This is a genomic window from Anaerotruncus sp. AF02-27, from assembly GCF_003465835.1.
Lineage (GTDB): Bacteria > Bacillota > Clostridia > Oscillospirales > Ruminococcaceae > Anaerotruncus > Anaerotruncus rubiinfantis.
In genome coordinates this window covers 1-19,685 of sequence record NZ_QSBX01000032.1, presented here as the reverse complement: position 1 = coordinate 19,685, position 19,685 = coordinate 1, and the positions used below count along the sequence as shown (strand labels likewise).

At 55.7% G+C, this 19,685-nt stretch carries 21 protein-coding genes; all 21 read right to left on the bottom strand.

The genetic code is table 11. From position 1 onward, the window contains the following. Positions 1–29: 29 nt before the first annotated feature. Positions 30–1,046 carry a zinc-binding alcohol dehydrogenase family protein gene (locus DWV16_RS16465; protein ID WP_066456109.1) on the bottom strand — a complete coding sequence of 339 codons (1,017 nt, stop codon included), beginning with the start codon at positions 1,044–1,046 and terminating at the stop codon, positions 30–32. 16 nt (positions 1,047–1,062) lie between these two features. After that, positions 1,063–2,349: a TRAP transporter large permease gene (locus tag DWV16_RS16460; protein ID WP_066456106.1), complete on the bottom strand. Its 1,287-nt coding sequence runs from the start codon at positions 2,347–2,349 to the stop codon at positions 1,063–1,065. A 1-nt stretch (position 2,350) separates the two neighbouring features. Continuing rightward, positions 2,351–2,854, bottom strand: a complete 504-nt coding sequence (locus DWV16_RS16455; RefSeq protein WP_158572954.1) for a TRAP transporter small permease — start codon at positions 2,852–2,854, stop codon at positions 2,351–2,353. A 64-nt stretch (positions 2,855–2,918) separates the two neighbouring features. Then, the gene (locus DWV16_RS16450; RefSeq protein ID WP_118480403.1) at positions 2,919–4,004 is read right to left on the bottom strand and encodes a C4-dicarboxylate TRAP transporter substrate-binding protein; all 1,086 of its coding nucleotides are present in this window, start codon (positions 4,002–4,004) and stop codon (positions 2,919–2,921) included. Between the two features lie 50 nt (positions 4,005–4,054). Then, positions 4,055–4,864, bottom strand: coding sequence for a sugar phosphate isomerase/epimerase family protein (locus DWV16_RS16445; protein ID WP_066456099.1), 810 nt, complete (start codon positions 4,862–4,864; stop codon positions 4,055–4,057). 13 nt (positions 4,865–4,877) lie between these two features. Continuing rightward, the gene (locus DWV16_RS16440; protein WP_066456098.1) at positions 4,878–5,651 is read right to left on the bottom strand and encodes an SDR family NAD(P)-dependent oxidoreductase; all 774 of its coding nucleotides are present in this window, start codon (positions 5,649–5,651) and stop codon (positions 4,878–4,880) included. Positions 5,652–5,665: 14 nt separating this feature from the next. Beyond that, positions 5,666–6,682: a zinc-binding dehydrogenase gene (locus DWV16_RS16435; RefSeq protein ID WP_066456096.1), complete on the bottom strand. Its 1,017-nt coding sequence runs from the start codon at positions 6,680–6,682 to the stop codon at positions 5,666–5,668. A 2-nt stretch (positions 6,683–6,684) separates the two neighbouring features. Continuing rightward, positions 6,685–7,773 carry a mandelate racemase/muconate lactonizing enzyme family protein gene (locus DWV16_RS16430; protein ID WP_118480401.1) on the bottom strand — a complete coding sequence of 363 codons (1,089 nt, stop codon included), beginning with the start codon at positions 7,771–7,773 and terminating at the stop codon, positions 6,685–6,687. A 124-nt stretch (positions 7,774–7,897) separates the two neighbouring features. Beyond that, on the bottom strand, positions 7,898–8,563 hold the full coding sequence (locus DWV16_RS16425) for a GntR family transcriptional regulator (RefSeq protein WP_118480399.1): 666 nt from the start codon (positions 8,561–8,563) through the stop codon (positions 7,898–7,900). A 227-nt stretch (positions 8,564–8,790) separates the two neighbouring features. Further along, positions 8,791–10,083, bottom strand: a complete 1,293-nt coding sequence (locus tag DWV16_RS16420) for a TRAP transporter large permease (protein ID WP_158572953.1) — start codon at positions 10,081–10,083, stop codon at positions 8,791–8,793. Between the two features lie 2 nt (positions 10,084–10,085). Further along, a complete protein-coding gene (locus DWV16_RS16415; RefSeq protein WP_066456087.1) occupies positions 10,086–10,565 on the bottom strand; it encodes a TRAP transporter small permease in 480 nt (159 codons plus the stop codon). A gap of 72 nt (positions 10,566–10,637) precedes the next feature. Continuing rightward, positions 10,638–11,747 carry a TRAP transporter substrate-binding protein gene (locus tag DWV16_RS16410; RefSeq protein WP_066456084.1) on the bottom strand — a complete coding sequence of 370 codons (1,110 nt, stop codon included), beginning with the start codon at positions 11,745–11,747 and terminating at the stop codon, positions 10,638–10,640. A 29-nt stretch (positions 11,748–11,776) separates the two neighbouring features. Next, the gene (locus DWV16_RS16405) at positions 11,777–12,202 is read right to left on the bottom strand and encodes an HIT family protein (RefSeq protein WP_242863607.1); all 426 of its coding nucleotides are present in this window, start codon (positions 12,200–12,202) and stop codon (positions 11,777–11,779) included. A 14-nt stretch (positions 12,203–12,216) separates the two neighbouring features. Then, positions 12,217–12,981, bottom strand: coding sequence for an SDR family oxidoreductase (locus DWV16_RS16400; RefSeq protein WP_066456074.1), 765 nt, complete (start codon positions 12,979–12,981; stop codon positions 12,217–12,219). Positions 12,982–13,006: 25 nt separating this feature from the next. Next, the gene (gene kduI / locus DWV16_RS16395; RefSeq protein WP_066456072.1) at positions 13,007–13,837 is read right to left on the bottom strand and encodes a 5-dehydro-4-deoxy-D-glucuronate isomerase; all 831 of its coding nucleotides are present in this window, start codon (positions 13,835–13,837) and stop codon (positions 13,007–13,009) included. Positions 13,838–13,891: 54 nt separating this feature from the next. Continuing rightward, positions 13,892–14,782 carry a dihydrodipicolinate synthase family protein gene (locus DWV16_RS16390; protein WP_118480395.1) on the bottom strand — a complete coding sequence of 297 codons (891 nt, stop codon included), beginning with the start codon at positions 14,780–14,782 and terminating at the stop codon, positions 13,892–13,894. A gap of 1 nt (position 14,783) precedes the next feature. Beyond that, the gene (locus tag DWV16_RS16385) at positions 14,784–15,818 is read right to left on the bottom strand and encodes a 2-dehydro-3-deoxygalactonokinase (RefSeq protein ID WP_118480393.1); all 1,035 of its coding nucleotides are present in this window, start codon (positions 15,816–15,818) and stop codon (positions 14,784–14,786) included. Positions 15,819–15,836: 18 nt separating this feature from the next. Continuing rightward, a complete protein-coding gene (locus DWV16_RS16380) occupies positions 15,837–16,805 on the bottom strand; it encodes a C-terminal binding protein (protein ID WP_066456063.1) in 969 nt (322 codons plus the stop codon). An 84-nt stretch (positions 16,806–16,889) separates the two neighbouring features. Next, positions 16,890–17,675 carry an IclR family transcriptional regulator gene (locus tag DWV16_RS16375; protein ID WP_066456061.1) on the bottom strand — a complete coding sequence of 262 codons (786 nt, stop codon included), beginning with the start codon at positions 17,673–17,675 and terminating at the stop codon, positions 16,890–16,892. Between the two features lie 335 nt (positions 17,676–18,010). After that, positions 18,011–18,862 (bottom strand): hypothetical protein, encoded by an 852-nt coding sequence (locus DWV16_RS16370; RefSeq protein ID WP_118480391.1) that lies wholly within the window; start codon positions 18,860–18,862, stop codon positions 18,011–18,013. 19 nt (positions 18,863–18,881) lie between these two features. Continuing rightward, positions 18,882–19,685: aminopeptidase (locus DWV16_RS16365; RefSeq protein WP_118480390.1), on the bottom strand; the 804-nt coding region annotated here is incomplete at its 5' end.

Sequence of the window (19,685 nt, the reverse complement as noted above, 5' to 3'; positions counted from 1 at the left end):
GGCCCCCCGGCCCCCAAAGAAAACTTGGATTAGAATTCCAGAATGACCTTGAGCATCGAATCCCCATGCTTGTCGAAATCTTCAAATGCTTTCACCGCGTCCGCGAACGGATAGCAATTGGTCACGATCCGGTCAAGGTCAACCCGACCGGATTTTACGATATCGATGAGCTCCATAAAGTCCTCTTTGACCGCGTTGCGGGAACCGTAAAGGTTGAGTTCCTTTTTCTGGATAAGCGAAAATTGGAATTCCAGCGGCTTTTTGCCAATGCCGATCACCACGACCTGTCCGCCGAACGCGGCCGCGTCAATGCAGTTCTGGAAGGTCGCCGGCAGCCCGACCGCCTCGACGGTCACATCAAAGCCGTTTGCGCCGGTGATTTCCTCGACCGCTTTGGCCAGCGCGTCCGGGCCATCGTTCAGGATGACTCCGTCGACACCGAAAGTTTTTGCGAATTCCAGCTTTTTCGGCGCCACATCGCAGATATAAACCTCACCGCCGAACAGCTTCGCGGAAAGCGCGGCCAGTACGCCAATCGTACCCGCACCGACCACCAGCACCTTCTTGCCTGGGCGCACCCGGGCGCGCTTGATGCCATGATAGCTGATGCAGAAAGGCTCGATCAGGGTCAGGGTTTTCGCGGGCAGCCCCTTGCCATCATAGATGCGCTCAACGGGCATGGTAATGTATTCGGCGAAAGCGCCTTCCCGCTGCACGCCCATCGTCTGGTTGTCGGTGCAGCAGTTGACCAGCCCGCGCTGGCAGGAATAGCAATGGCCGCAGTTGAAGTAGGGGTTCGCGGTGACGGTCATGCCTTTTTTTAGCCCATAAGCATTTTCCGCGACCTCCACGATCTCGGCGGAAAACTCATGGCCCGGAACGCGTGGATAGGAGGAATATGCCATCGTTCCGCGATAAGTCCCCAGATCGCTGCCGCAGATCCCGCCGTAAAGGAGCCTCAGGAGCGCTTCGCCCTCCCCCGGAACAGGGATTTCCCCCTCCCGCATCTGGGCCTTGAACGGCTCGTCAATTTTCAGGTATTTCATGTGTTAAGACTCCCAATCAATAAAATAGATCGACCATAAAGGTGGTAACAACCGGCACGAAGGTGATCAGCAGCAGACAGACGCCCATCTGTATGAAATAGGGAACCGCTTCCCGCAGAAAGTCCCGAATCTTACATCCGGTGACGCCGCAGCTGACGAACATGATGGTGCCCATCGGCGGCGTAATCGAGCCGATCGCCATGTTGAAGATGAATACAAACGCAAACTGGATATCGTGGATTCCAAATGCCCGCGCCATCGGTACCAGCAGCGGAACCAGAACGATGGTCGCCGCGTTGCCTTCGATGAACATGCCGACGATCAGCAGGAAGATGTTGATCAGGATCAGGAACAGGTACTTGTTATTGACGGTAGCGACAATCCATTCGGTGAGCATCTGCGGGATGCGCTCCTTGGTGAGCACCCATGCGAACGCAGAGGCCGCCCCAACGATCAGCATGATCGAAGCGGTGGTTACAATCGTTTCCTGCATGCCTTCCACCATATTTCTGGTGTTGAGACGGTGGTACATAAAGCCCAGCAGGATTGAATAGAGGATCGCAATCGCACCAGCCTCGGTCGGGGTGAAGATGCCCAGACGGATGCCGCCGATGATGATAACCGGCAGGCAGAGCGGCAGAGCCGCGTGCTTGAAGGCGCTGAGCTTTTCGGTGACCGGGATTTTATCGGTACGCATCGGCTTGTAACCGCGGCGGTGCGCGATAAAGGTGGTCAGGATCATCATGGTTACACACATGAGCAGCCCGACCGCGATGCCGGTCATAAATAGCTGCCCGATCGAGATATTCGCAATTGAGCCGTAGAGGATCATCGCGATTCCAGGGGGAATGAGCGGAGTGATCGTAGAGGAAAACGCGGTGACAACGGTGGAAAACGCTTTGCTCATGCCCTTTTTCTCCATCTCCGGGACGAGCATCTTCGCCTCCATCGCGGCGTCCGCCAAGCTTGATCCGGAAAGGCCTCCCATCAGGGTGGAAAGCAGGATATTCACCTGTGCCAACCCGCCCCACATACGGCCGGTCAGCGCGCCGCAGAAGGCCATAATCCGTTCGGTGACGCCGGAATAATTCATAAAGACGCCAGCGCAGACGAAAAACGGTACCGCAAGCAGCGGGACGCTTTCCACGCCGGAAGCAAACCGCTGTGCAAGGATTTGGGAAGAAACGTTTGCCGACATCAAAAAATAGGTGCCGGAACCGGCAAGCACGGAAATGAATACCGGCACTTTCATAAAGAGGCAGAGCAGCAGAACGATCACGGATGCGGTAATCAGGGTATTCAAATCACTCCGCCTCCTTTTTTTCGGATTTTTTTTGCAGGAACAGTTCTTTTCCTTCGGTCAGGATAAAATTGATGCCCATCAGCACACACCCGATCGGCATGGCCGAATAGATGAGCGCATAAGGGATATGCAGCATGCTGGTGACGCGGGTGGTCCGGATCAGCTGATCCATCAGGTTGATCCCTTCCCGTGTAACCGCGGCAAGCACGATAAGGACAAAGAAAAATACGATGTAGCGCAGAACCTTCTGCACAGGTTTGGGGAACAGTTCAACCACAACTTCGATCGCCACATGTCCTTTGAGCCGGAAAGCGACGCTGCCGCCCATAAAGGTGGTCCAGACGATCAGCATCATCTGAACCTCCTCCAGCCAGGTGATCGGCTCATGCAGGAAATACCGCGCGACAACACCAACGCTTGTGAGGATAATCAGCGCGGTCAATGCCAGTCCGGATAGGGCAAAATCAAAATGCCACAAGGTGGACCGCAGGCTTTTCTCTTTCAAATCCATCTCCTCCTGATGTTGCCAGGCGGGGGAAACCCCCGCCTGGCAGCTCTTACATGGTGTGTCAGGCGTTCATGATCTCCTGGATCCGGTCGTAAAGGCCAGGGGTCCAATCGGCAAATTCCGGCATGTCATAGAAACTTTTTGCGGCTTCTTTCCATTCGTTATAATCGATCTCGGTGATGGTGCAGCCTTCCGCCTCGAACGCCGCAAGCAGTTCGGCATCCTTTGCGGCGGCCAGCTCGTTTTGGTATTCGCCCGCGTCCACAGCGGTTTCAACCAGCAGCGCCTGCTGTTCCGGGGAAAGGGTATTGAAGAAATCAATGCCGCAAACCTGGATGTTGATCGTCTTCATGTGGGCGTCGAGCAGAAGGTATTTCGCAACTTCCTGATATTTGTTGCCGTAGATGGTCGGCAGCGGATTCTCCAGGCCGTCGATGGTGCCCTGCTGCAGCGCGGTGTAAACGTCGCCCAGCGCCATAGGCGTGGGGGATGCGCCAATCGCTTCAAAGCCTTTGACGAATGCGGTGGCCTGCGGGACGCGGATCTTCATGCCTTTGATATCGGCGGGATGTTCGACCTTGTTCTTGGTGATGGTGTGGCGGTCGCCGTAACGCCAGTTTGCCGCCAATACCTTAATGCCTTTCTCTTCAAGCAGCGCTTCCTGCTCTTTGAACCAGTCGCTTGCAAAGATCTTGTCCATCTGTTCCCAGGTCTCGCAGAGATACGGCGCCTGGATGATCATCAGGTCCTTGACGCCCAGGTCCGCGAAATAGGAAACGTCGGTGGAGGTTACGACCGCGTCGCCAGTGAGGCACTGGTCAATGGTGTCCTTGGTGGAGCCGAGCTGGTCAGACGGGAAAACGTTCATGGTCATGTTGCCGCCGCTGCGCTCGGAAATGGTTTTTGCCCAGTATTCATGCGCGATGCCGTAGGGCATGTCGATGGTCGGGCCGAAGCCGACGTCAATGGTGACCGCAGGCGCGTCAATCTGCGCGGCTTCGCCGGCAGGCTCGGAGCCTGACGTTTGGGAAGCGGGCGCCGTGCTTGAAGCCGGGGCGGCGCTGCTGGCGGAATTCCCACCGCCGCAGGCGGCCAATGAAGTGACAAGCATTGCGGAGGCCAAGACTGCTGTAAGGATTCTTTTCATAATTCTCCTTCTTTCTGAAAACTTTACATTTTCCCTTTTTAAACGGATATTTATTTGCACGCTTCCTTTAATGTTTCAAAGGAACGCCTTGCAGACTCTTCGGAATTGGGGAATAGGAACGATTCGACCGAAAGCGCGCGGTCGTAGCCGATGTCGCGCAGGGCCCGCACCGTTTCTTTGAAATCATAGTGGGCGTGACCCGCATACCAGCGATCGCTGTCCGCGATATGACAGTGACCGATGAGCCCCCTGGCGGCGCGGATATTTTCCCCTGGATGGGTTTCTTCAATGTTCATATGATAGGTATCGATGTGCAGTTTGAGGTAATCGGTATCGTAATCCTTGATAAATTCCACGCCTTCCGCAATCGTATTGAGAAAATCACTCTCGTAACGGTTGAGGATTTCCAGCACCAGCACAACTTTATGCGCCTTGGCAAAATCCACCAACTCATGCAGGCTCTCGGAGAGATGCCGCATGCAGGCCTCTTTGCTGGAAGCGTCCCGGATCATTCCCTTGATAAGCCCGATGATCACGACCGCGTCGTAGTCCTGCGCGGTGACGATGTGATCCTTCATCCGTTCCACCGCCCCGCGGCGGCTGTCCGGGTCGTCGCTCGAAAGGCTCAGGTGGTCCTCGGCGTAGGCCGAACCGGTCCCGATCGAGGAAAGGGTGATTCCATTTTCGTCAAAAAGTTTTTTGAGCGCCGCACGGTCGAGCTCGGCCGAATTGTGGATATGCAGTTCCATGGCATCATAGCCGATTTGGGCCGCTGCCGGGATCATCTCGTCGTAGCTTCCGCGGAATACAAGCGGCGCAAACTTCCCGGCCTGGTTCTTTCCTGTGACTGCAAGTTTCATTTTGTTCTCCTCCTTAGAATCCGTAGGCGAGCGCGCCGCCGTCAACCGCAAAGTCCTGTCCGGTCAGATAGGTGGAAGCGCCGGAAAGCAAAAACAGCATCATATTTCCGATGTCCTCCGGCGTGCCAAAACGGTCCATCGGGAACTTGCGCCATGCGGCTTCCTTTCGGTCAGGGTTCTTTTCAAACATATCGGCATTGAGCTTGGTCAGCACCCAGCCTGGCGCTACGCTGTTGACGAGGATATTGTCATGGGCCCATTCCGTGGCCAGCCCGCGGGTAAGGCCCAGCACGCCGGATTTGGTGATGCAGTAAGGCACAACGCCGTTAAATCCCATATGCGCGCCCATAGAGGAGATGCTCAGAATCCGTCCGATGTATTTGGACTGTTTGAGGTAAGGATAACACATCCGGCAAAGCTCGAACAGGGTTTCCAGGTTGATGTCCTGGATTTTTTTATAGCGGTCCATGTCAAATTCCTCTGCGCGCTGCTTATGTGTGATGCCCGCATTGTTGATGAGAAAATCTAGCTGGCCTTCCTTTGCGACAATTTCCTCGATCACTTTTTTACAAGCTGCGCGGTCGGTGAGATCGACCTTCACAAAGCGGACCTTTTCATTGAATTGTTCTTCATCCGCGGGTTCTCCGACATCGAGATCATAGACGGTCGCGCCGGCCTGGCTGATGATGCGGGCAATCCCCGCGCCGATTCCGCGGGACGCGCCGGTCACAATTCCGACATGGCCTTCCAGGTTAAACAGGCTGTTGACAAATTCTGTGCTGTTCATGGGATACCCCTCCTTCAAAACGTAAGGACAACCTTACAGGCGCCGCTGTCCCTGTCGGCCAGCGTGTCAAACGCCTTTTGATATTCTGTGATCGGGAACACATGGGTGACCAGCCGGTCAATCCGATCGATTCTGCCCGGAAGCGATGCGACAATATCCGGGAATTTCCCATTCTGGTTACGAGTACCCGCGATGGTGATCTCATTCTTGTTGACCGGCATGAAATTTACAGGAATTGGCTGCGCGCCAAAGGTCATCGGCACAAACCGCCCGCCGGGAGAAAGCAGCCCGATCGACTGTTCGGTAAGCTTGGGGACGCCGGAGGCCTCGAAGATGACGTTTGCGCCTTCTCCGCCGGAAATCTCCATGACGCGTGCGCCCAGGTCCTCTTTCATGGGGTTGACCGTATATTTTGCACCGAAACAGGGGGCCATCCCGAGCCGCTTCTCATTGACCTCCGAAACGATGACTGTCGCGCCGCGCGTATGTGCGATGTCGCAGACAATGAGCCCGATTGGGCCGGCTCCATGCACCAGTACGAGGTCACCCGGCAAGGTGTCCGCACGGTAGTTGGCCTGCGCGCCAACGGTATAGGGCTCGGCGACCGCCGCCTGCACCGGCGTTAGGCTGGGATCGTATTTGTGCAGCTGGCTGCGGTCAACCACCATATATTCCGCAAAGGTTCCGTCCTCATGCACGCCCGCGACCACGATGTCCGGGCAGATATTATATTTTCCGTGGCGGCAGGCATAACATCTGCCGCAGCCGCGGATCGGTTCGATGACCACCCCGTCACCCACTTTGAGATCGGCAACCGCCGCGCCAGTTTTCTCAACGATGCCGCAGCCCTCATGGCCAATGATGCGGGGATAGGTGACATAGGGATGTGAACCGTGCAGGATATGTACATCCGAACCGCAGATCCCGGCCGCTGTGATCCGGACCAGCACCTGGGTGTCGTGTTTGATCGCCGGGATTTCCGTTTCGACCAAACGCATCTCATTCGGTGCGAAAACCTGTAAAGCCTTCACGGTTATTTGACCTCCTTCAGGAACTCTTCCTTAAAGGTAAAGCCCCAGCCCGCGCCTTCGCGGGGATAAGCGTAACCGTTTTCGATCCGCATGGTATTGTCGATGATGCCGTCGATCCAGTCGAACGACTCAGCGCCGTAGACTTTCGGGACGGTGCAGAGCAGCGGCACGTCGTAATCCTTGTAGTAGTGCGGCAGCGCCGGGATGCCATAAGCGTTGGCCAGCGCGACCGAGTTGCGCCATTCTTCCACGCCGCCGATGCGGATCAGGTCGGGCTGCCACATATCGAGGGCGTTGCGGGCAATCAGCGCCTTGAGCGCCTCGCAGTTATATTCGCGTTCGCCCATGGCAAGCGCAATGCCGCATTTGCTGCGCAGCAGCTCGTATCCGGCGAAGTCGTTGTGCACAACCGGCTCCTCGAACCACTGGATACCGATGCCGCGGGCTTTTTCCGCCAGTTCCAGCGCGGTCGGGACATCCATGCCCTGATTTGCGTCCATCATAATCTTCACACCGTCACCCAGCGCCTCACGGCACTTTTTGAGACGGTGCAGGTCGTGAGCAACGCCGTCCTTCGAGCCGACCTTGATCTTCACAGCGGTGAATCCGCGGGATTTGTAATCAAGCACCTCTTCGAGCAGCTCCTCGTCCGAATAGGAGATCCAGCCGCCGCTGCCGTAAACCGGGATCTTCTGCACGCTGGCCCCGAGGATTTTATGAACCGGCGCGCCGAGCGTTTTGCCCCAGGCGTCCCACATGGCGACGTTCAATGTTGCGATCGCCCATTTTTGGATTCCTTCATGGCCGAAATATTCCGCTTCCTTGTCGTAGTCCATTTTGACCTTTACCGTCTCATAGGCCTGATAACCGTGCTCCAGCACAAATTTTTTAAGGTCTTTGAGCGCTCCCTCGATCGCACCGGGGGAATAGTGGAACGAAAGCAGATAACCCTGTCCTGTCACGCCGCTCTCGAGCTCGACTTCCAGCACATAGAATGCGATTTTGCTGATCGTATGGGTGGAATCTGCGATCGGCTTGGTGAGGATGGAAACCGCGCTGTAGATCTTTACGTCTTTGATGCTGTGTTTCATTGTTTGCCTCCTAAAACTTTGCACAATTTTAACATTTATTGTTAATGTTTTATCATGCTAATTTTCTTGTGATATAAATTAAATATTCAACTGATATATCTGGTTGTTGCAGAGAATGGGACTCTTAAAAAGTCTCCAGAATCTCCTGAAATTTATAGTACCCAATCGAAATCTTGCGGGAACTGCGGATATGTTCCAGCACAGCGTTGCGTACCCGCTCCTGATCCTGTGAAAGCAACGCGTCGATAATGTCGATATGTTCCTGAGTTGCATTATCCTGCTCTTTGTGGGTCGGCCGGGATGTTTTGATACGCAGCCTCTGGCTATGGTCGTAAACAATGGTCATGATGTTGCGCAGAAAGCGGTTGTTGCAGTAATCCAGCAGGCTCATATGCAGCTCGCTATCATATTTGATGAAATATTGGATCAGTTCCTGTTCGGTCAGCCCTTCGGGCGGGTTGGCAAACGCATTGCGCCGGATCAGCAGCCAGTCGTGCTGAATCCGCTTGCAGGCCTCACAGGCAATGGCCGGTTCATTCAGTTCACGCATCTGGTAGATTTCATGCACCAGATCCGGGGTGACCTCGCTGACAATCGTCCCCTTGCGCGGATAGATATAGACGAATCCTTCCTTCTGCAGGCGCTGGACCGCTTCCCGTATGGGGGTGCGGCTGATCTCCAGCTCCTTTTGCAGAGCGTCCTCGGAAATATCGCTCAAAGGCGGGAGTACTCCGCTCAGTATTTTCTTTTTGATCTCCGCGTAAGCCAAATCTGTTTTGCCGCTCGTCATACTTCACCCTCATATATTTCAAGGTATGCATCTTATATATATCTGATATATCTCTCGTTGATGTCTTAAGTATAGCCCTTAAAACTGAAAAAACAATTCGCAAAAGAAACAAAAAAACGTCAAATTTTTCTACAATTCAAATTTTTAAAGCCGCAGGCCCATCTTTAAAGGAAAAGCTGCCCGGCTAAACCGGGCAGCTTTTTTGGCTTTGTTGCAGTAACCTGACTTCAGTTCATCAGCAGCGACGGCAGGAAAGTCACCAGCGGCGGGAAAAATACACAGAGCAGCACAACCGTGGTCAGCAGGATGATGAACGGCCAGATATGGCGGCAGATCTCGCTGAATTTGCATTCCGCGATCCCCGATGTCACATATAGGAGAACCCCAACCGGCGGCGTCACCTGCCCAATCAGCAGCGCGATCACCACGATCACTCCAAAATAAATCGGATGGAAGGAATAGGTGGAGCACACCTGAACAAGCACTGGCGCCACCAGGATCATGGCCGCAAGCACCTCCACAAAGCAGGTCAGCACCAGCAAAAACAGGATGATCAGTAGCAGGATGATGATCGGATTGTCGCTCAGAGTGGTCAGCATGGCCACCGTCTTCTGCGGGAACTGGACAATTCCCATCAGCCAGCCGAACGGGCCGGCCAGTCCGGCGATCAGCAGCACCGTGGAGGAGGTGAGCGCGGCGTTTACAAAGATCCTGCCCAGATCTTTCAGCCGAATTTCCTTATAGACAAACATGCCAACAAACAGGGCGTAGACCGTTGCCGCGATCCCGGCCTCGGTGGCGGTAAAGATGCCGGAGATGATCCCTCCAATGATGATCACCGGCATAAACAGCGCCAGGATCGCATGCCTAAAGCTGGTCCACAGCTTTTTAAAACCCACAAATTTTCCGGATGCCCGCAGGTATCCAAACTTCGGGCGGGTGCTCAGAAAGATCACCAGGCACATCATCGACACACCGATCAGGACACCCGGAATCACCCCGCCCATGAACAGCGCGCCGATCGACACGCCGGTGAGCGATCCGTAGATGATCATATTCATGCTCGGCGGGATAATCGGCCCCATCGTCGCGGCGGACGCCTGCAAGGCTGCCGTCCAGCCCTTATCATAGCCCTTGCTGCGCATGGCGGGGATCAGGATCGATCCGCACGCCGCCGCATCCGCGACCGAAGAACCGGAAACACCCGCGAAAATCATGCTGGAAAGGATCGAAACCTGGGCCATATTCCCACGGAAGTGGCCCACCGCGTCCGAGGCAAACTGCACCAGACGCTTGGAAATCCCGCCGGAACTCATCAGCTCCCCGCTGACGATGAAAAAAGGGATTGCCAGCAGAGAGTAGCTGTCCAGCAGGTTATAGGTGCGCTGAACCACAACCTCCAGCGGAAAACCCGCGCCGCCGAACAGAAGCGCAAAGATGGAGGCGAGCCCCATACTGTATGCAATGGGGGCTCCGAGCAGCAGCAAAACCACAAAAGATACAAAAAGGATCGGAAGCAAAGTTATCCCTCCATTGCCGTCTTTTTCACATATTTCCCATACATATCCACCAGGGTATAAAACAGCATCAGCACCGCGCCCACCAGGACGCCCAGATAAACATAGCTCAATGGGATGCGCACCGTGCTGGAGATTTCCCCCGCAGCCAGCCGCATCATTTTCGGCGTGTAGGCGATAAACACCCCGAACAGAAATACCGAGAGCAGGTCGACGGCCAATCCTACCGCCTTTTTGAGCCCCGGGTTGAACTTTGTGATCAGAACATCCGCCACGACATGTTTTTTCAGGCGGACTCCGTACGCCGCCCCGATCATGACCATCCACAGGAACAAATATTTGGACAGCTCATCCGCCCAGACGATTGGCATGCTGAAAAAATACCGGGAGATGATCTGCGCCGTACCCACCAGCAGGATCAGTGCGAAGAAGATTACCAGCAGGGCGCAGACCACTTTGTCAACCACATTTGCAACCTTATTCATAAACATTTCCCTCTTTCGGCGCGGCGGCCCGTTTGTACAGGCCGCCGCAATGGCATGTCACGTGCCGCAGCGTCACTGAGCGATGATCTTTTCGTAATATTCGGTCAGGCCGTTTTCGGCACAGTAGGACTTGTTAAACTCGTTACAGGCGGCGGCGAAGCTTTCGGTATCCACCTCGACCACATTCATACCGGTGGATTTCAGTTCTTCCAGTTTCTCCTTTTCCTTAACCGGGGCGGTTTCACGATGCACGGCTGCGGCTTCCCGTCCCGCTTCCAGGATATCCTGCCGGACCTTTTCGTCCAGCTTCTCAAAGGATTTCTCGGACATATAAAGGGCGATCGGGCCGTTCATATGGTTGGTGAGCATGAAGTTCTTCGCGACTTCGTCGAAGCCGTTGGCCAGCGTGGTATCCGCATCATGCTCGTAGCCGTCGATGACATGGGTCTGCAGGGCGGTATAGATTTCGCTGAAGCCCATCGGCGTGGGGTTCATGCCCATCGCCTGCATCGAACCAATATAGACCGGGGATTCAATGGTGCGGACTTTGAGATTCAGTTTCTTAGCCTCGTCCAGATTGGTGAACACCTTATCGCCGACTGTGACAACGCACCGGGAGCCAAAGGACGCGCTGTAGCCAAGGATACGCACACCGGATTCATCCAACAGCTTTTGGGCCAGCGTCTGACCGATTTCACCGTCCAGCACGGCGAACATCTGGTCGTAATTCTTCCAGATATATGCCAGATCCAGTACGCCGAGGTCGGAGCAGAGTTTGGAATAGTCGGCGGTGCCGGTGACGTTCAGATCGATCGTGCCCATGCGCAGGCCTTCCATCAGGTCACGGCTGTTTCCGAGCTGCGAGCCCGGGAAGATGTCAACCTGGATGTTGCGTTTGGCACAGGCTTCTTTAAACGCTTCAGAGAAGATGGTTGCCACATTTTCCTCCGCGGACTGCACGTGGCCCAAAGTCAGGGTTACCACCGGGTCGGTCCCGCTGTCCGAAGCCGCATCCCCGGAGGGGGCTTCGCTTCCAGCCGAAGCGGCGGGCTGGGAGGCCGGCGCGTTCGCGGGCGCAGTGGAGGAGGAAACGGTGGCGCCGGAGACGCATCCGCTTACGGCAACAGCAAACATTACGATGATTGCCAGCAGAGAGGTCAGCCGTTTATACGATTTGTTCATAATCATTCTCCTTCATCAATCTCAGCAAATCAGTCCTGTTTTGAAGCGATGTAATCCCGGTAAGCCCTGATCATCTCCTCATATTCCTCATCAGTCAGGTAAACCTGGTTGGGATTCATCTGCGGGATGCCATTCCAATCGAGTTTTCCCTCTTTTTTCGGCACCACATGTACATGCAGGTGCTTCACCGTGTCCCCATACATACCGCAGTTGATTTTATCGGCCGCAAACAGGTTTGACGCGGCTTTCGTCACGAGGCACAGATCCGCGATAAAGTCCTCCTGTTCCTGCCTTGTCAGCTCAAATAGCTCCTCCGCATGGCGCTTTAGAACCAGCACCACCCGCCCGCGGTAGCTCTGTTCCTTGAACAGATAGAGGATAGTGGTCTTCAGTTCACAGATCTTCAGAGTAAAGCTTTCAAGCTTTTCCCCCTTTTCGCAGTAAAGGCAATTCAAAATAATCCCTCCTGTCATCTTGTGAGGTATCCGCCGTCCACCGGGATGACCGCGCCATGCACATAGTCGGACGCCGGGGAGGCCAGATACACCGCGGTTCCCATCAGATCGTCCGGATCCCCCCAATCCCCGGCAGGCAGCCGGGAAATGATCGAATCGTTGCGGCCCTTGTCGGCCATGATCGGCTTGGCAAGGTTGGTGCTGATCCAGCCGGGCGCGATCGCATTGACATTGATACCGTATTCACCCGCTTCGCTTGCCATCGCTTTGGTGATCCCCACCACCGCGTGCTTGGACGCGGTGTAGGCACTGGCGCGCACACCGCCCACAAATGAAAGCATCGAGGCAATGTTGATGATCTTCCCCCGCGATCCCTGCTTACGGAACTGGTTGAGCGCCGCCTGGGAAAGGAAATAGACCACCTTTTGATTGAGCTGCGCGGTGCGGTCCCAATCCTCCTGAGAAAAATCAAAGATCGTGCCCCTGGGGCAGATGCCCGCGTCGTTGACCAGGATATCCAGCCGGCCGCAATGTTCCACCGCCCGCGGGATGATCCCGCTTACCTGGGACATATCGGTCAGGTCGGCCTGTATCCCATAAAACTGCCCGCCGATTTTCCGGATTCTGTTTTCCAGCTCATCGGGCTGATGGGAATGGTAAACGCCCACGATCGACGCGCCCGCCTGGGCCAATCCCCAGGCGATCCCGCGTCCGATCCCGGTGGCGGAGCCGGTGACCACCGCCACCTTTCCTTCCAATGAAAAACGGTCCATAAACATGGTTTTTCCCCCTAATAGAGCGGTTTTATTTGACCTGTGTCATTGGTACGACGTCCATGTCGGGGAATTCCTGATTTTCACCAGCCATGGCCCAGATGAAGTCGTAGCAGCAGGTCCCGACGCCAAAGTGCATCTGCCAGGCGGCCGAGACGATCGCCTGTTCGTTCCGGATGACAATGTGGCGGCTTTCCTCCGGTTCTCCGATCACTTCGATATAGAAATCGTTCTCCGGGATTTTATAGTACATGAAACATTCCACCCGGCGTTTATGGGTGTGGGTGGGCAGGGTGTTCCATACGCTGCCCGGCTGGACCGAGTTGATCCCCATCATGAGCTGACAGCTTTTGACGCCGTCCTTGTGGATGTATTTTTTGACGATCCGTTCGCTGGCCCCTTCTTTCGAGCCGCAGGGATTGTTTGAAACCATGTCCGCGGTAATTTTGACGGTTGGATACTTTTTGAACGCCAGCGCGCTGGTGATGTAAAACTTGGCGGGATTTTCCGGGTCCGCGCTTTGGAAGGAGACCTCTTTGGTTTCGCAGCCGATATACATCCCTTCCTCAAAGCCGACCGCAAAACTTTCGCCGTCCGCCGTAACCGTCCCTGCTCCGCCGATGTTGATGAGACCCAGCTCGCGTGTCCTCAGGAAATATTCCTGCCGGATTTCATCCGCGGGCTCCAGTTTGATCTCCTTATGGACAGGCATGATCCCGCCCAGGATGAACCGTTCGTCAAAGGAATAGGTGAGCGCCGCCTCATCCGGGGCAAAAACCTTCTCGATCAGGATGCGGTCCCGCATTTCGCGGGTGTTCAGGGTTTTCAGTTCGAACGGGGAAATGCTGTACTTGATTTCCATACCGGTTCCTCCTCATTTTCCGATGTCTGGTCTTATGTGGCGTACAGATGATATTTACAGGAGCCCGAGCTGGGTCAGCCGGGCCTTGATTTTCCCTTTTTCCTCCGCGGTGGCCGGGATGAACGGGCTGCGCGGATAACAGGTGAGGATACCGCGGATCTCCAGCATGGCGTAGATAGCGAGCTGGGTGGATCGGGCCAGGTACATGATATCCCGCACCTCATTGATCATAAACTGGGTTTTGCGGCATTCTTCATAGCGTCCCTCCATCCCTTCGGTCCACATCTTTTTGCAGATTTCCGGGAAAGCGTTGCCCAGCCCCGGAATGAACGCCTCGGTACCCAGCACACGTGACTGCAGCCACATGGCCTCTGTGCCGGAGGCGACGTCAAACCGTTCGTCCTTGAGGGTACGGATATAATTCGCGTGCGCCATGATATCAAAGGTGGCGTCCTTGATGCCGCTGACCCCCGCCTCTTCTTTCAGACGGCGGATGAGCGGCAGCTCCATCAGGTAGCCCTGGAAACTCACATTGTTGTAGACGTACACCGGCAGTTCCGGGCCTGCGGCCGCCACAATTTCTTTATAAAACTGGCAGATGCTGTCCGCGTTGTGTTTATAATAGAATGGTCCCACCGCGGACACTGCGGCAACGCCCAGGCTTTTGGCATGGGATGCCAGATCCGCCGCCGTTTTGGAGTCGGCGGTACCCACATGGACAATGACCGGAATCCTGCCGCCCACCGTATCCATCACCACTTCGGCGATCTTTTTGCGTTCGTCCGGCTGGAGCAGCGCTGTGGAGCCGTACGAGCCGGTGATGAACAGGCCGTCGACCTGTTCTTTCAAAAAGTGCACCAGCGTGACGAGTCCTTCGTAATCCACCTCGCCATTTTCCAAAAACGGTGTGATCATTGGGGGGATGACCCCTTTCATACGATACATGCTAATTCCCTCTTTCTTCTTTATCATTCAGTATCCTGGCTGCCGCCGCGATGGCGCCCTTGACCGTCAGTTCCGCGATTGCCTTCTGGTCGTAGATGCTCTGCACCTGCACCTGTTGGCCAAAATATGTATGGATCAGATGGGTATACAGCCTGCAGCGGGATTCGTGCCCAAACAGGATATATCTTTTTGCGTCATAGCCCTGGTTTTTGAATTCCCGGAAGGCCTTCATATCGTCCACCGCGATAGCCGCGTCCACAAAAAGCCTGCGTTCGTCGCTGTCGGTTTTGAGCAGCACCTGCATGAACCGCGGCATGAGCATCGTGCGCACAAAGCCCGCGTTCTCCACACAGTCCCGCGCGATTTCCACCAGCTCTTCAAAGGAGTATCCTCCCGGCTCCTCCCCGCCGCAGGCGACGATGCTTTTTCCCACATTTGTGGAATTTTTGAGCGCTTCAAAAATCTGGCCGCTCATGCTGGTGAGGCTGCTGGCGATCCTTCCGCCGGCATCAATGTGGATCAGTTTGGTGTGGGAGGAAAGCACCACGATATTCACTGGGAGCTCGGGGTTCATCTCCGTGAGGATTCCCATGCACTGGACCTCCTCCCCGCGCATGAAATCCACCCTCCGCAGGTCGGCGGCGGTGGCGTTATCCCCATAGTCGTTGCGCACTCCCCGGATGAAGCAGACCGGCACGCCGATATCCAGCACCGCCGGATCATTGACAACCTCAACCTGTCCAGACAGCTCCGCAAGTCCGCAGGGCGCCACCAGGTGCGGGATCTCCATGAGCCCAATCTCCGAGGTGATCATGCCGGAAGCAATGGCGAAACGCACCTGCTTCCCATCGATCCCATGCTCCTGCAAAACGGAGCGGTAAAGTTCCTCCACGCCGGTTTTCAGCGTTTCGCGGGAACCGGTGATGGAGGTGTCCCGCACCCCCACCTTTTTGGCCCCCTGGGCGATCATCTCCTGCCGGTCATCCAGCAGAAAGATCCGGGTATTCGTGGTTCCGCAGTCGATCACGGCAAACATACGCTAACCCTCTCCTTTTCATCTTTCTAAAAGTGTCTTGTTGACAAGGTTCTTTGGCGGGTTGCCGGAAAGCACCCGAACCACCTCTTCACCCACCATTCGTTGCAGGGTCAGCGTGGCGTCCTCACTGTACCAGGCGGCATGCGGCGTCACAATCACATTCGGCATCGAAAGCAGCGGGCTTTGCGGCGCAATCGGTTCGCGTTCCAGCACGTCCAGGCCGGCCGCCGCGATCTTCTTTTCCTGAAGCGCCCGGATGAGCGCCTGTTCATCCACCACCGCGCCGCGCGCGGTATTGACGAGGATGGCGCCCGGCTTCATCCGGCCGAACTGCGCGTCACCAAACATGTGCCGGGTTGTATCATTGAGCGGGCAATGGATAGAAATGTAGTCGGATTCTTCCAGCAGCGTATCCAGATCCACCGGGGTCACGCCCAGATCCCTGGCCGCCTGCGCGTTCACATAGGGGTCATAGCAGAGCATCTTCACGCCGAAGCCCCGCATTTTTTCCGCCACCATCACCGGGATGCGCCCGAATCCCACCAATCCCAGGGTCTTCCCACGCATTCGGAAAAGCGGTTTGACCGTGGTATAATCCCAGCGACCGGCCTTCACCGCATCCGCCATGGGGATGAGCATCTTGCTCAGCGCGAGCAGCAGGGTGACCGCGTGGTTGGAAACCTCATCAATCCCATAGTCCGGCACATTCGCCACATAGATCCCCCTCGCGGTGGCCGCATCCACATCGATGTTGTCCACCCCGATGGCATACCGGACGATCAGCTTGCAGCGCTCCATGGCATCGATGACCCTTTTGGTGATCGGAGCGAACTGGACGACCACCGCATCCGCGTCCCGCACCAGATCCACCAGCGTTTCCTCATCCTTGCACTGGTACTCACACAGGGTGAGTCCGGGGAGTTTTGCAAACTCCGCCTTCTCCATACAGAGGGATTCGTACCAGTAATCAGTAATGACAACCTTCATCACGCACCTCCATTGGTTTCATTGTATAAAACTAAGTTTTATTATTATCCTAAAAATTAAATACATCATCAACCGCGTGTTCTGTCAGCGGTATTCTCCTTCATAGCCGAAGTCCCTGGAAATTTTGCATCCCACACTTTTGACGAGTTCCACCGAATCCCGGATGACTTCATCTGTGAACATCTCCCGGAAGCCGCCGATGCTCACGCCCGCGATCATCTTGCCGCTGATATCGTAAATGGGGGCGCTGATGCTGTAAATATAGGCTTCATGCTCACAGTCGCAGAAATCCACATTGTTTTCCCGCGCCGCCGCAATCAGGGCATCCAGTTCCTCACGCGCGGTGACGGTCGTCGGGGTAAAGCGTTTCAGCTCCACATGCTCAAAATAATATTCCAGCTTTTCCGGGCTCAGGTGCGCCAGGAAGAGCCGTCCGATCCCGGTGCAGTAAGCGGGCATAATCCCGCCCACATTAGAGCGAAACCGCGGCCAGACAATTTCCTTGTCCGGATAGACCTTCGCTATGATCACCACCGACTCCTGCTCCATCACGCCCAGATGGATGACCATATCGGTTTTGTTGGCAATGGCGTGCAGATAGGGTTTGGAAATTTTGCTGATATCCATCGAATAGTAGGCGCAGTTGCCCAGCTTGAAAACCGAGAGTCCGAGAGAATATTCCTTCGTGCGTTCGTCATATTTGATGAAATCGTTCTGCCGCAATGTATAAAGAATGCGCAGCACACTGCTCTTGTTGAGTCCCGAAAGGCTGCTGACCTCAATAAGGGTCATTTTGGAATGGTTTGCATCAAACAGCTTGAGGATTTTCAATGCCCGATCCACTGCGGCAATCGTATAATCGTTATCCATGATGTTTCCTCTATGTCGTTATTGTAGTTTTATGTGATAAAATTATATTTCATTTTTCTTTAGCCCCATCTTAACATACCGAATTTTTCGGCGCAACCACATTTATCTGAAAAAAGGCCGGAAAGTAAAAAATTTGGCATTTCCGTCTTTTTTCTTGTTTTCATTAGACATTTATTATAAAATTCAGTTTTATTGTGCGCAACAAACTGGTTATAAGCACTTGATTGGCATTGTGAGGCCCGAAAGTCAACGCATTTGCGGAAAAGAAAAAAGGCTGCGCCGTTTTATGCGGCGCAGCCTTTTCCTTTTATACAATACATCAAAAATTCTCCGGCTCAGAGCAGTCCCACCTCGTGTTCCCGGTTCTTTTTGCAGTAAGCGCAGGACAGGTGATACCCGCATCCGGGGGAAGGGTGGCTGCATTCAGACAGGCTTTCCGGCTCGCCCGCGATCGGGCGCCCCCGGCACCATTTCACCGCGTCGGCCAGCTTTTGCAGCTCCCCCGCTTCGCCCCACGCCTGGAACAGGGTTCCGCCCTCCGCGCCAAAAATCCCTCCGCGCCCGATGACCTCCGCCTGCACGCCGGCCAGCATCCGGATCGCGGTGAGTTCGGTGACCAGTTCCCCATAGACCGGGAACAGTCCGCAGGCCATCCCCATCGCGGCATCAATCCCCTTGCGGCGGGCCGCCCGGATGGCATCCTGCACGCTGCCGGGGATCAGCTTTTCGAGCCCGGCCGCGATGATCACCTGAAATCCTTCCGCTGTCATCGCGGAAACTGCCTTCCCGCACCGGTTCCCACCTGGGCTCCCGGCCAGCATGGCGGCTCCGCCCGCGCTGTCGATCAGGTTTGCGCCGGTGACCAGAATGTCCTCCGGTCCCAATTCGAGAAGCGCGTCGTCCACTGTCCCGTCCAGATTGACCGCCCGCCCTTCCGACCAGAGCAGGGTATGCGGCGCGTTTGTGTCCTTTTTCGCGGAAACCGCGCCGCGCGGAGTCATCCGGCCGCAGATGCGCAGTTTCTGCTCTGGGTCAAGGATTTCAGAAAGGCAGGAGACCGTGGTCCCGCCTTTGAGGGCCAGTTTGCCGTATTGGAAGGCATGGCGCACCGCCTCCATCCGGCTGATCGCCTGCGCAATCAGCCATTTTCCATCGTTCACCGTGAGAAAAAACTGGATATAGGTCATTTTTTCGCCTGTCCTCCATTTACAATTGAAATTCTCCATTCCGCAGCACCGTCATTCCATCAAGCGACAGCGTGGGGCGCAGGATTACACCGTCCAGATGGCATCCCGCCTTCACGGTGCCGCCGAACGAAAGATTGGTCCCGAACGCCAGATGCACGGTGCCATAAACCTTTTCGTCCTCCAGGACGATCCCACAGAGGGCCGCCTTTTCATTCGTGCCGATCCCAAGCTCGCAGAGGGTGCCGTTCTGTTCGTTCTCGAAAAGCACCGCTAGCTTCTCCGCGCCCTGACCGGAAATTTCACGAAGCCTGCCTTTTTCCACCGTGATGGTAAGCGGGCTGTCGAGCTTTCCGATTCCTACCATCGATCCGTCGATCTCCATTGTCCCGTCCGAACCGTCCTCAAGCGGCGCGATATACGCTTCGCCCGACGGCAGGTTCCCGCTTTCTCCCGCATTGCGGTAGATCCCGGTGCTGGGAATCCCGTTCCGGCCGCCGAGCGCCAAAGTCAAGGTGCGGCCGTTTTTCTCAAGCACCGCCCGCTCCGCGCGGGTCAGCAATTCGGTCAGCCGCACCGTGAGCTCCCGCACCCGCGCGTAATCGGCCGTGATCGCGCCCTCCCGGAACATCTTTTCGGTGATGCCGGGCATGGTCGCCACCCGCGCGCCGGACTTGACCGCTTCAATGCGGGCCGCCGTGTGGGTGATCGACTGGGCGGTCGGGCAGACCACCACCTGGGCGGCGCGCATCGCGGCAGCCACGGCGGCGGGAGGCTCGGCGCCGGCGACGGGCGCGGGCGGCGTTACAGCAAGCGCGGCCTCGGC